At 72.2% G+C, this 12,199-nt stretch carries 12 protein-coding genes; 7 read left to right on the plus strand and 5 right to left on the minus strand.

What is annotated here, in order from left to right; genetic code table 11:
• The first annotated feature begins 63 nt into the window (after window positions 1-63).
• Window positions 64-771, plus strand: a complete 708-nt coding sequence (locus tag HJC40_RS25610; RefSeq protein WP_250004284.1) for an SDR family oxidoreductase — start codon at window positions 64-66, stop codon at window positions 769-771.
• A gap of 56 nt (window positions 772-827) precedes the next feature.
• On the opposite strand, the gene HJC40_RS25615 is transcribed toward HJC40_RS25610, so the two are convergent.
• On the minus strand, window positions 828-1,328 hold the full coding sequence (locus HJC40_RS25615; RefSeq protein ID WP_308200947.1) for a peroxiredoxin: 501 nt from the start codon (window positions 1,326-1,328) through the stop codon (window positions 828-830).
• A 138-nt stretch (window positions 1,329-1,466) separates the two neighbouring features.
• Between HJC40_RS25615 and HJC40_RS25620 the strand changes: the two genes are divergently transcribed.
• Window positions 1,467-1,799, plus strand: a complete 333-nt coding sequence (locus HJC40_RS25620; protein ID WP_184949587.1) for an STAS domain-containing protein — start codon at window positions 1,467-1,469, stop codon at window positions 1,797-1,799.
• A gap of 37 nt (window positions 1,800-1,836) precedes the next feature.
• On the opposite strand, the gene HJC40_RS25625 is transcribed toward HJC40_RS25620, so the two are convergent.
• Together HJC40_RS25625 and HJC40_RS25630 are read right to left on the minus strand one after the other, a co-directional pair.
• Window positions 1,837-3,825: a PPC domain-containing protein gene (locus HJC40_RS25625; RefSeq protein WP_250004286.1), complete on the minus strand. Its 1,989-nt coding sequence runs from the start codon at window positions 3,823-3,825 to the stop codon at window positions 1,837-1,839.
• 177 nt (window positions 3,826-4,002) lie between these two features.
• Entirely contained in the window at window positions 4,003-5,046 is a 1,044-nt protein-coding gene (locus tag HJC40_RS25630; protein ID WP_250004289.1) for an ROK family protein, read from the minus strand.
• A 115-nt stretch (window positions 5,047-5,161) separates the two neighbouring features.
• On the opposite strand from HJC40_RS25630, the gene HJC40_RS25640 reads away from it, so the two are divergent.
• The 4 genes from HJC40_RS25640 (at window position 5,162) to HJC40_RS25655 (ending at window position 9,905) form a co-directional block, all read left to right on the plus strand.
• Window positions 5,162-6,688: a DUF1800 domain-containing protein gene (locus tag HJC40_RS25640; protein ID WP_284043706.1), complete on the plus strand. Its 1,527-nt coding sequence runs from the start codon at window positions 5,162-5,164 to the stop codon at window positions 6,686-6,688.
• Window positions 6,688-7,932 carry a DUF1501 domain-containing protein gene (locus HJC40_RS25645; RefSeq protein WP_374272715.1) on the plus strand — a complete coding sequence of 415 codons (1,245 nt, stop codon included), beginning with the start codon at window positions 6,688-6,690 and terminating at the stop codon, window positions 7,930-7,932. Before HJC40_RS25640 ends, HJC40_RS25645 begins: the two co-directional genes overlap by 1 nt.
• 82 nt (window positions 7,933-8,014) lie before the next feature.
• A complete protein-coding gene (locus HJC40_RS25650; RefSeq protein WP_250004295.1) occupies window positions 8,015-9,427 on the plus strand; it encodes a DUF2252 domain-containing protein in 1,413 nt (470 codons plus the stop codon).
• A 73-nt stretch (window positions 9,428-9,500) separates the two neighbouring features.
• Window positions 9,501-9,905 carry a TIGR03618 family F420-dependent PPOX class oxidoreductase gene (locus HJC40_RS25655; RefSeq protein ID WP_250004299.1) on the plus strand — a complete coding sequence of 135 codons (405 nt, stop codon included), beginning with the start codon at window positions 9,501-9,503 and terminating at the stop codon, window positions 9,903-9,905.
• Here the strand turns inward: HJC40_RS25655 and HJC40_RS25660 are convergent.
• Window positions 9,902-10,051, minus strand: coding sequence for a hypothetical protein (locus HJC40_RS25660; RefSeq protein WP_250004302.1), 150 nt, complete (start codon window positions 10,049-10,051; stop codon window positions 9,902-9,904). The two genes, HJC40_RS25655 and HJC40_RS25660, sit on opposite strands and share 4 nt — an antisense overlap.
• On the opposite strand from HJC40_RS25660, the gene HJC40_RS25665 reads away from it, so the two are divergent.
• Complete coding sequence (locus tag HJC40_RS25665) at window positions 10,046-10,606, plus strand: ABATE domain-containing protein (protein WP_250004304.1); 561 nt, start codon at window positions 10,046-10,048, stop codon at window positions 10,604-10,606. The genes HJC40_RS25660 and HJC40_RS25665 overlap by 6 nt on opposite strands.
• A gap of 6 nt (window positions 10,607-10,612) precedes the next feature.
• On the opposite strand, the gene HJC40_RS25670 is transcribed toward HJC40_RS25665, so the two are convergent.
• Window positions 10,613-12,157, minus strand: a complete 1,545-nt coding sequence (locus HJC40_RS25670; RefSeq protein WP_250004306.1) for a phospholipid carrier-dependent glycosyltransferase — start codon at window positions 12,155-12,157, stop codon at window positions 10,613-10,615.
• Window positions 12,158-12,199 lie beyond the last annotated feature (42 nt).

A 12,199-nucleotide genomic window follows, 5' to 3' on the forward strand; every position in this document is an offset into this window, starting at 1 on the left:
CTTCCCGCCGTCCGGGCTGACCGGCAGCCGGTGACTTCCCGCCGGCCCGCGGATCTGATCTGTATGACCAGCAACCGGACCACCCTGATCGTCGGCGGGACCCGCGGCCTCGGCCACGGCATCGCCCGGGCTCTGCGTGACGAGGGCGACCGCGTCGTCACCGTCGCCCGTACGGCCGGACCGGCCACGGACGTGGCGGCCGACGCCACCGACCCCGCCGTGGCCGACCGGCTCCTCGACCGGTATCGCCCCGACGTGCTCGTCATCGCCGCGGGAGCCGTGCCGCCCACCGGAACCCTGCAGTCGTTCACCTGGGAGACGTTCTCCACGGCGTGGGAGCAGGACGTGCGCATCGCGTTCACCTGGCTCGGCGCCGTCCTGCGCCGCCCGCTCGCCCCCGGCGCGACGGTCGTGGTGCTGGGCAGCGCCGCCTCGCTCTTCGGCTCCCCGCTCAGCGGCGGCTACGCGGGGGCCAAGGCGGCGGTCCGCTTCATCACCGAGTACGCCCGCGGGGAGGCCGACGGCACCGGCGTGACGTTCACAGCGATCCTGCCGGCCATCGCGCCCGGGACCGCCGTGGGCCAGGCGGCCGTGCACGCCTACGCGGGTCGCCGGGGGATCACCGAGGCGCAGTTCGCCGCCGAGCTGCCGGCGGCGCTGAGCCCGGAGATCGCCGGAACCGCGATCGCCAAGCTGCTGACCGGGCCGGCCGACCGGATCGCCGCCGCCTATCTGCTCAACGGCGACGGCCTCGAGGAGCTGTCGAGCTGAGCCGGGCACCCGGCTCCGCACACCTCAGGCGGGGCCGGCGCCCTCGGCCGGGCTGCTCAGGCGGGGCCGGCGCCCTCGGCCGGGCGCGGTGACGAGCCGGCCGAGCGGAGCGCGGCCAGACCCAGCTGAGCGTGCTCGTTCATGTCTTTCTCGGAGTGGATCACGTCGAGCACCCGGCGATCGGTGTCGATCACGAAGGTCATCCGCTTGGTGCTGAGCGGGCCGAGCGGCAGCTTGCGCTTGACGCCGAAGGCCGCCGCGACCGCGCTGTCGGGGTCGCTGAGCAACGGATAGTCGAGGCCGTGCCGGTCGGCGAACTGCTTCTGCTTGGCCGGCCGGTCGCGGCTGATGCCGACCCGCTGCGCCCCGGCCTGCCGGAACTCGGCTCCCAGATCACGGAAGGCGCAGGCCTCGACCGTGCAGCCCGAGCTCATGGCCGCGGGATAGAAGAACAGGACCACCGGGCCGCCGGCCAGCAGCTTGCTCAACCGGCGGGGCACCCCGTCCTGGTCGGGCAGCTCGAAATCGTCGACGACGTCCCCCGGCTCGATGCTCACGTCCCGAAACCTACCGCCCGGTAGTGGATTCGGCCATCGGGCCCTCGCTCCCCTAGGGTGGAGACCACCCTTTCCCTCCGACCGATCGACGCAGCACGACCCCTCGCCCCCGCAGTTTCCACCGAAAGCGACACCGCCATGCAGGTCTCGGTCGCGCACCACCCGCCGAACACGGCCGTGCTGGTGCTGCGAGGTTCCCTCGACATCGACACCGCGCCCGTTCTCAAGGCGAATCTCACCCGCCTCGTCGACCGGCCCTCCCCCCGCGTCGTGGTGGACGTCTCCGGGCTGGACTTCTGCGACTCGATGGGGGTCGGCGTGCTCGTCACCGCGCACGGCCGGGCCACCGAACGCGACGGCTGGGTGCGTCTGGCCGCGCCGTCCGGTTTCCTGCGCCGGCTCTTCGACACGCTGGGCCTGACCGACTACCTGGCCCTGTTCCCCGACGTCGAGACCGCCCTGAAGGACTGAAGAACTCCCTCGGAGCGGTCCCGATCTGTCGTACGGATCAGCTGGTGAGGCTGAAGACGATGCGTCCGAGCGTGTCCTCGGTGCCGACGAAGCCCTCGGCCGGCAGGAACGTGCTGTCACCGAAGTCGACGTCGAGGTCGTCCGCGGTGCCGCCGACGCCGTCCGGTCCGACGCCGAAGAGCGTGCCGAAGCCGGTGCCGCCCGCGTCCATCAGGTTGGGCAGCGCGTCCTGGTTGTCGGTGTGGAAGTCACCGAAGAAGTGCCCGGCCTCGTGCGAGATCACGTTGGCCAGACCCTGCGCGACGAACCGGAGCCGGTCGCTGTCCGCGGTGAGGTAGGTGTTGAGCGAGGCCGGCGTGGAGCCGGCGGGCGAGCTCAGCACGTCCAGGAGGACGAGGGCGGTCTCCTCGGTCTCGAAGTTGCCCGGGTCGATGCTCTGGGCGATGCCGATCGTGTCGACGCCGGACTCCTCGATGGTGCCGCCGACCACGACCCGGCTGACGTTCGCCTTGCCCCACTGGTCGGCGTTGTTCTTGCTGTCGGCGATCTTCACCTTGAACTTGCTGTTGAGACCGCTTTCCTCGAGGTCGCGCTTGATGTTCTCGGTGACCCCGGCGACGACCAGGTCGATCAGCGCGTCCTCGTCCGCCCGGGTCAGGCCCCAGCTGGTCAGGAACGCGGCCAGCGGCGTCAGATCCCGGTTGCCCGCACCGCCGAAGACACCGGTGTTGACCCGGGCTCCGTCGAAGTCGAGGTAGAGGGTCTGCGGCGGCTTGGCGCCCTGCAGCACCGGACGGTACGCCTCGAGCGTGACCTGGTAGGCCCCGGAGCCGCTGGCGACCCCGATGTAGTGCCAGCCCGCCTTGGTCGCGACGTGGTCGGTGACCGCGTTGCCGCCACCGGGCAGCGGCGAGTCCATCGGGTAGATGAACGACGCGTCCTGCCGCGAGCCGTGCACCTCGCGCGGCACGGTGTCGTAGACCGTCAGGTAGGCCGCCGAACCGGTCACGGAGCCGCCGATGACGTCGCCCGCACGCAGCTTGACCGCGTAGAAGTCCTCGTCGACGCCGCCCGAGGTCAGGGTCAGCGTGTACGGGCCCTCGGTGGGCGGCGAGGTGTCGCCGATGCCGCCGCCGCTGCCCGAGTCGAACGGGTCGGCGGGCAGGCCACCGTACGCGGCGACCGCGAGGTAGTAGTCCCCGGCGGTGGTCACGCGGTAGACGATCCGGCTGTCGACGCCCGAGAAGTCGTCGTTGACCGCGACGAGCGTGCCGTCCGGCTTGAACAGCTGGAGCACGGTGTCCAGCGGCCCGGTCGGGGTGGCCGTCGAGAGGGTCAGCACCTTGCCGGCCGGCGCGGTGAGCTTGTAGAAGTCGAAGTCGTTGCTGCCGTCGCCGGTCTGCCGCCCGTGCGGGCCGTCGCCGATCTGCGAGGTGATGACCGCGCCGCTCTGGGTGCCGACACCGATGCCGGTCGGGCCGGCCAGCGGGATCGCGCCGTTGTCCTCCGGCGCCGGGGCGACGGTCGGGGTGCTGACGACCTCGTTGTCGAGGCTGCCCAGGACGCGGATGTTGGAGAACTGGCCGGCGCCGGTGCCGTACCCGGTGACGCGCTGCGCGTTGACCGGCACGTCGTTGCCGCCGGAGGTGCCGGGCAGCTCGTCCTCGTCGACGACGACCGCGGGCTTCGGCGCCGCGGCGGCCTTCAGCGCCCGGGTCTGCTTGTCGCGGGTCGCGGCCTTGGACTTGCCCTGGGTCTTCATGTAGTTGATCCAGCCCGAGTAGTCCACCTTGGCCGGATCGGCCACCTCGGCCAGGAACGGGTTGGGACCCTTCGGTTTCGCCCCGTACGGGGCCTTGGGCGCGATCCCCACACCGGCCTCGAGTGAGGCCTTGTCGGCCGGGCTCAGGCCGTCGCCGGACGGCGCGGGCGGAGCGAGCGAGTATGGTCCGGCTTGCGCGGCCCCTGGCGTGATCAACGCGAGGCCGAGCACCGCCACGGAGACGGTTGCGATGCTTCTTCGCATCAAGTTTCCCCCTTCAGCCCATCGGCGGCCCCCCGGCCGCAGACGGCACCGCCGACGTTACTGAAGAAGATCGTCGATATCTAGGAATGTCGATCAGACGTAACAGACTTCAACAGAACCGCCCCGGGGCGAGGCCCCGGGGCGGTTCGGCGGATCGGTGCGGCGGATCGCTGTCGGTCAGACGTTCTGCACGGCCTCCAGCGCGGCCACGGCGGCGCCGCGGGCGCCGGCCATGTCGAGGTCGGCGACCAGCGCGAAGGTGGCGGCGGCCTGCTGCTCGGCGCGCAGTTCGGTGCTCTCGCGGACGGTGTTGAGGAACCACTGCCGGAACCTCGGGGACGCCTCGACGACACCCCCGCCCAGCAGGTAGGCATCCGGGTCGGTGAAGTTCGCGGCGACCGTGAACAGCTTGCCGATCGCCCGGGCCTGCTGCGCGAACACCGCCAGGGCCAGCGGGTCCTCCTTCTCCCCGTACGACCGCAGTTGCTTGGCCGCCTGCGGCAGCGGCTCGGCGGCGAGGGGGTGGTCGGGGAACCGGGTGAGCCAGTAGGGCAGCAGGTTCTTCTTGATGCCGGTGAGCGAGGCGATGCTCTCGACGTCGCCGGTGAACCCGCAGTTGCACTCGGGCACGGGCTGACCGACCTCGAGCACGCCGTGCAGCGGGATCTGGACGTGGCCCAGCTCGCCGGCCATGCCGGCCGCGCCGCTGACCACCTTGCCGTCGGAGACCACGCCGCCGCCCAGCCCGGTGCCGACGATCGCCGCGACCGACGACTTGGTCATGGCCTGGGCGCCGAACAGCTGGTGGTGCGCGTAGAGCGCGGCCGCGTTGGCGTCGTTCAGATAGAAGACGGGCAGGCCGATGCGGGCCTCGAGCGCGCTGCGGATGTCGAACCCGTGCCACGAGACCATGCTGAAGTTGGTCGCGCCCTTGGACGAGATGACGCCGTGGGCGCTGGCCGGGCCGGGGGTGTCGAGGCCGACCGCGCGGACCAGGGTCAGCGGGGTGCTGGTCAGCTCGAGGATGTTGTGGAAGGCCTGGGCCAGCTGCTCGATCGCCGACTCGGGACCCTCGGTCACCAGGCTCGGGTTCTCGACGAGGTTGTCGACCAGATATCGCCCCGTGGCGTCCAGCACCGTGGCGTTGTTGCAGGTGCCGCCGTTGTCGAGGCCGACGACGACCCAGGAGGCGGGAGTCCGTACCGATTCAACCTGATCCACAGGGCTGAGCGTACGTCCGAGATCGCCCCGGCGGTACGGGTGCGGGCGGATTGCGGCTCCGTTAGTCATGGTTGCAGCCGCGACGGCCCCGGGCGCACGGGTCGAAGGGCCTGGCATGACGACCCGACGCACGCTTCTCGCCGCCGGTGCCGCCACCGCTGTCGCCACCGCCGTGGGCACGGCCGTCGCCGCTCCGGCCGCGACCGCCGCCCCGTCCGCCCTCGACCCGGCCACGCTGCTCGCCGCCGACCCGATCGCGCACCTGGTGCGCCGGGCCACGTTCGGCCCGACCCCGGCCGCGCTGGCCGAGGCGCGCAAGCTCGGCGTCGCCGCCTGGCTCGACCGCCAGCTCTCCCCCGCCTCCATCGAGGACGCCGCCTGCGACCGGCTCGTTGCCCGGCTGCCGCTGGCCGGCGCGAGCATCGCCACCGTCCGGTCGTCGATCGCCAAGAACTCGTACGACGCGTTCAAGCAGCTCGGCCGGGCCGCGGTGGCCCGGGCCGCGTGGAGCAACCGGCAGCTGTTCGAGATCACGGTCGCCTTCTGGGCCAACCACCTGCACGTGGCCGCGCCGTCCAGCGGCGTGTGGGACAGCCGCTCGGACTACGACGCCCAGGTCATCCGCAAGCACGCGTTCGGCCGCTTCGCCGACATGCTCAAGGCGTCGATGAAGCACCCGGCCATGCTCACCTACCTGGACAACCGCTCGTCGACCAAGGCGCACCCCAATGAGAACTACGCGCGCGAGCTGATGGAGCTGCACACTGTCGGCCTCGTCTACACCGAGCAGGACGTCTACGCGGCGGCCCGGCTGCTCACCGGCCTCACCGTCAACGCTTCCGGGGCGTACGTCTACGACGGGTCCCGCCACGTGACGGGCGCGGTCGACATCGTCGGCTTCCGCCACGCCAACGCCACGCCCGCGGTGGGCGAGGCCGCCGCGACGGCGTTCGCCGACCACCTGGCCCGGCACCCGGCCACCGCGCAGCGCCTGGCCACCAAGCTGTGCCGGCGGTTCGTCGCCGACGAGGCGCCCGCCGCCCTGGTGGCCAAGCTGGCCAAGGTCTACCTGGACAACGACACCGCGATCAAGCCGGTCCTCAAGGCCCTGTTCACGTCGCCGGAGTTCGCCGCCGCGATCGGGCAGAAGGCGCGCACGCCGTTCGAGGACCTGATCGCGACGATCCGGACGCTCGGGCTGGGACCGGAGACCTCGGGCGTCAAGGCCCTCGACGCGCTCTACAACGGGCTGGTCAACGCGGGCAACGCGCCGTTCCGGTGGAGCCCGCCGAACGGGTTCCCCGACGTGGCCGCGGCCTGGGCGTCGCCGTCCGGCTTCCTGATGCGCTGCAACAACCACCTCAACCTGGCCGCCGGCTGGTACCCCAGCCAGCTCACCCGCCCCGCGGACCTGCTCAAGTCGCTGGTCCCGGCACTTCCGGGCACCTACGGCGCCCTGGTCGACGCGCTGGCCGTCCGGCTGATCGGGGCCAAGCTGCCGGCCCGGCACACCGCCGCCGTGCTCAGCGTCGCGGGCAAGCTGCCGACCAGTCCTCTGACCGCATCCGACAAGTCGCTCGCCGGCCACGCCCCGTACCTGATCGCGCTGGTCCTCGACGCGCCCTCCTTCCAACTGAGGTGATGACCGTGTCCTTCGACTGCGGGGAGAAGCAGCTCACCCGGCGCGGCCTGCTCGGCGCGGCCGCCCTGACCGGCCTGGCCGGGGCCGGGGTGTCCACCGAGCTCGCGTACGCCGCACCCGGCTACACCGGTGACACGCTCGTCGTGCTGTCGTTGCACGGCGGCTTCGACGGGCTGTCGGCGCTCGCCCCGATCGGCGACCCCGGCTACTACCAGGCGCGCCCGAACATCGGCGTGCCCAAGGCCCAGGTCATCGCCGGCGACGGCACTTTCGGCCTGCACCCGGCGCTCGCCCCGCTGCTGCCGCTGTGGCAGGGCGGCAAGCTCGCCGGCGTGCACGCGGTGGGCCAGCCCAACCCGACCCGCTCGCACTTCGCCGCCATGGAGGCGATGGAGAACGCGGCGCCCGGCACCTCGCTGCGGACCGGCTGGCTCGGCCGCATGCTGGGGGCCACCGGCGCCTCCGGGGCCCTGGCCGGCGTCTCGGTCGGCGCGGCCATGCCCGACCGCCTCTTCGCCGGCCCCACGCCGTCGGTCTCGATGGCCGGGATCGACAAGTTCACCCTGGCCGGCGACTCCGTCAAGCGACCCCGGGCGGCGGCGCTGCGGGCCCTGTACGCCGACGCGCCGCTGCTGCAGGCCGCGCCCGCGCTGGCCGCCGACCGGGCGCTGACCGCGAGCGCCGCCGTCCGCGGTGCCTCGTACACACCGGCCAAGGGCGCGGTCTATCCGGACACCGAGCTGGGCGGCGCGCTGCGCGACGTGGCCCGGCTGATCAAGGCCAAGGTGGGCCTGGCCACGGCTGCGGTCGACTGCGGCGACTGGGACATGCACGAGGGGCTCGGCCCGGCGGTCAAGGGTCAGCGGATGTACGACAACCTGACCGAGCTGGCGCTGGCCCTGGCGGCGTTCGCGGCCGATCTCGGTCCCGAGGGGCTGAAGTCGGTGACGCTGCTGACGATCAGCGAGTTCGGCCGGCGGGTGCAGGAGAACGGCTCGCGCGGGGCCGACCACGGGCACGGCAACGCGATGCTGCTGCTCGGCGGCGGGGTCAAGGGCGGCAAGGTGTACGCGAAGTGGCCCGGCCTGGCCCCGGGCGCGCTGGTGGCCGGCGACCTCGCGGCGACCACGGATTATCGGTCGGTCATCGGGGAAGTCCTGCAGAAGCGCTGCGGCGTCGGCTCGCTCACGGAGGTGTTCCCCTCCGTGGCGCCGTCGACGTTCGGCCTCGCGACCGCGCGCTGACATCTCGTGTTGAACGAGCGTTAACCTGATCGCGGGTACTGGACTGCATAGCCTTCCCACCCTCGCGTTTATGGTGGCCGTGATGGAACCAGCAACCGGGCACGTCGTCCTCGAAAGCGCCGTCGACGAGGGCTTCGCCTCGCTGCGCCTGCCCGCGCGGTCCCGGGCCCAGCGGTACGAGCTGGGCCGCTCGCTGCGGGAGCGGGCGCACCGCTCCGACGTCGCGCACTGGTCGGCGCCGGACGCGCGGGTCGACCCGGTCACCCAGATCAGGAAGGCCAACGCCGGGCGCCAGCCCTGGCTGGTGCCGCTGCGGGTCGGCCGGATGGTCGCCTCGCCGTACGCGTACCTGCGGGGCTCGGCCAACGTGATGGCCGACGACTTCGCGCACCTGCCGTCGACCGGCATCACCCCGGTCATCTGCGGGGACGCCCACCTGGGCAACTTCGGTTTCTACGCCTCGCCCGAGCGCGAGCTGGTGTTCGACCTCAACGACTTCGACGAGGCCCACCCCGGCGCCTGGGAGTGGGACCTGCGCCGGCTGGTGACCAGCGTGCACGTGGCCGGCCGGCAGAACGGCTTCAAGGAGAGCGCCTGCGCCGAGGCCGTGCAGCACTGCGTCGAGGAGTACCAGCTGCAGATCCAGCACCTGGCCGAGCAACCGCTGCTGGGCCGCTCGTTCGACCAGATGGACGTCGACCGGCTGCGCTCGGCGGCGTCGCGGCCCAGCTTCCGCGCCGAGATCGACCGGGCCGCCCGGCGCGCCCGGCGGCGCACGAGCGACCGGGCGCTGCCCCGCTTCACCGAGCGGCGCGACGGCACGGCCCGGCTGGTCGAGGAGCCGCCGCTGATCACCCGGCCCAGCGACGCCGAACGCGACCTGCTGGCCGAGGCCCTGGACGGCTACCTGAACACGCTGCCGCCGCACTGGGCCCGCATCCTGGCCGGCTACCGGATCGTCGACATCGCGCACAAGGTGGTCGGGGTCGGCTCGGTCGGGCTCCGGGCGTACGTGGCCCTGTGCGAGGGCTCGAGCACCTCCGACGTGGTGTTCCTGCAGCTCAAGCAGGCACGCCGCTCGGTTGTCGCGCACCACCAGCACGGCGACGCGGCCTGGCACCGCCACCAGGGTCAGCGGGTCGTCGAGTACCAGCAGGCGCTGCAGACGGTCTCGGACCCGCTGCTCGGCTGGGCCACCGTCGGCGACCTGCAGTTCTATGTGCGGCAGTTCCGCGACATGAAGGGCGCGATCGTCGTCGAGGGCATCGACGCGGCGGCGCTGGGCGACTACGCCGGCATCTGCGGCTATCTGCTGGCCAAGTCGCACGCCCGCACCAGCGGCGCCTCGATGATCGCCGGCTACATCGGCAGCAGCGGCAAGCTGGCCGACGCCCTGTGCCGTTTCGCCCGCGCCTACGCCGACCAGGTCGAGAGCGACCACGACGAGCTGGTCACCGCCGTCCGCCGGGGCATCCTGCCGGCCGAGACCGCCTGACCCCCTCGGGCCGCCCGGCCGCGTCACGGCATCATGATCGGATGACTATCTGCCTGTCCGTGAGGAGCCACCGGTGAGCGGCCGCGTCTCGATCGACCACCCGGAACTGCGGGAATTCTGGACCGAGCGGCACCTGTGCACGCTGACCACCCTGCGGGCGGACGGCTCGCCGCACGTGGTGGCGGTCGGGGCGACCCTCGACCCGGCCACCGGGCTGGCCCGGGTGATCTCGTCGTCCACCTCGGCCCACGTGCGGCACGTCCGGGCCGGTCAGGCGCGGGTGGCGATCTGTCAGGTCGAGGGTCCGCGATGGGCCACGGTCGAGGGTCTCGCGGTGGTGCGGGACGACCCGGAGTCGGTGGCCGAGGCGGTCGAGCGCTATGCCGCGCGCTATCGCACACCCCGCCCCAACCCGGCCCGGGTGGCCATCGAGATCACCGTGACCAAAATCCTCGGGTCGAGCCGCTTCACCAGCTAGATCGGCTGGGCGCGGTAGGCGGGCTTCGGGACGGCGCCGCGGTCGAGACGGGTGGCCAAGCGGTGCAGCGCGGCCGCGGCGGCCCGGCGGGCGCGGCCGGGCGGGCGTTCCGGGACGGTCGGGCTGTTCGGCAGCGCCGAATGCATGAGGTGGGAGTTGGTGGCGGGCGCGGGACAGCCCGGCCCGCGGAGTACCTGCACACCTACGCCGAGCTGGCCGCCTGGTCGGCGTACCTGGGGCTGATCGACGCCGCCACCGGGGAACGGCTCGGGCAGAACGACGCCCCCGCGACGCTGCGCACGGCCATCGGCCTGCGGGAGGCGATCTTCGAGGTGTTCCGGGCGGTCGGGCACGGCCAGCCGCCGCCCGGTCCCGCGCTCGACGAGGTGCGGCTGCGCTACGCCGAGGCAGTCGCCGCGGGACGTCTCGGGCCGGCTGCCGACGGGACCTTCACCTGGCACTTCGACGGCGACAGCCCGGACCGCGCCTGGTGGCCGATCGCCGTCGACGCCGTCCGGCTGCTCACCACCGGACCCCTCGACCGGGTGAAGGTGTGCGCGGCCGAGGCCGGGTGCATCGGCCTGTTCGTCGACACCAGCAAGAACCGGAGCCGCCGCTGGTGCACGATGGACGGCTGCGGGGTCGACGCGAAGGTGAAACGCCAGGCCAAACGGCGTACCGCCGCCCGTACCGGCCCCTGACGCCCGCTATATCCAGCGGCTGCCGAGCCACATCCGGGCGGACCAATCCGCGTACGGGATCGACTGGCCCACGAAGATGGGGAAGAAGTAGGCGAAGCACAGGGCCACCACGGTGACGTAGAAACCGGCGACGATCGTGCCCACCAACTGACGGTCCGTGCGGCCCCCGCCCTGCCTGATGCCCTCGGGCGGGGTCATGATCGCGCCGAGGACGTAGACGACGGCGAGGATCAGGAACGGCACGGCCGGCAGCACGTAGAACGAGAACATCGTCCGGCCGTCCTTGATCGCGTAGTAGAACCAGGGCAGCAGGCCGGCCACGACCGGGACGAGGATCGCCCAGGCGCGCCAGTCCCGGCGGGCCACCCCGAACCAGATCAGCGCGGCCAGGGCCGGCAGGAACGACCACCACAGGACCGGCGTGCCCAGCAGGATGATCTGGCGGGCACAGCTCGGGGCGCCGCAGTCCGTGGCGCCGGGCCAGTAGAAGTTGACCGGCCGCCCGATCAGCAGCCACTGCCAGGGCCAGGACTGGTACGGGTGCTTCGACGTCAGGCCACTGTGGAACGAGTACGCCTCGGAGTGGTAGTGCAGCAGGTTGAGCAGGGCGCCCAGCACCGGCGGCTCGCTCAGGCCGTTGGCCTCCCGGTAGTGCCGGAAGTAGCCGGTGTTCGTGACGAACCAGCCCGTCCAGGTGGCCAGGTAGAACATGACGGTCAGGACGACGCTGAGCAGACCCCAGCCCAGGTCGGCCAGGATCCCCCGGTCCAGCCCGGCCGTCCGGCGCGCCCGCACCCGCCAGACGATCACCAGCAGGCCGAAGAACGGCAGGAAGAACAGCGCGCTCCACTTCACCCCGCAGGCCAGACCGAACAGCATGCCGGCGACCAGCAGCCACCACGGGACGCTCCGCCGCTTCTCGCCGGTCTCCAGCGTCCGCAGCAGGTGGCGGCGGTAGTGGTCGCGGTCGAGCAGCACCGCGGCGAAGGAGGCGAGGATGAACAGGCCGAGGAAGATGTCGAGCAGCGAGACCCGGGACAGCACCAGCTGGAAGCCGTCGAGGGTGAGCAGCAGACCGGCCAGGCCGGCCAGCACGATCGAATGGAACAGCCGGTAGGCGACCCGGATCAGGATCAGCACCATGAGCGTGCCGGCGATCGCGGTCGGAACGCGCCAGCCCAGCTCGTTGTTGCCGAACACCGCCTCGCCCAGCGCGATCAGCCACTTGCCCAGGGGCGGGTGCACGACGTACGCGGGTCCGTTGGTCTTCTCGTCCCACTCGACGCCGTGCTGCAACAGGTCCCAGGCGTCGGTCGGGTAGTACACCTCGTCGAAGATGTAACCCTTGGCGTCGCCGAGCCCGTTGAACCGCAGGAGGGCCGCGATCGCCGTGATGACCGCCGTGACGAGCCACGAGTACGGGTCGAGCCAGTTCTCCAGCGTCGCGAGCCGCCGCCGGACGACGCCGGGGACGGGCCGCTCGGCCGGTGCGCCGATCGCCGGGTCCGGTTCGGGAGTCAGCTCAGTCTCAGCCGCGGCCGCGCTAGTCACCCCGGGATCGTAGGTCCTCGCGCCCGGATGTGACGACCGCGC

The organism is Actinoplanes sp. M2I2 (assembly GCF_023544445.1).
Classification (GTDB): domain Bacteria; phylum Actinomycetota; class Actinomycetes; order Mycobacteriales; family Micromonosporaceae; genus Actinoplanes.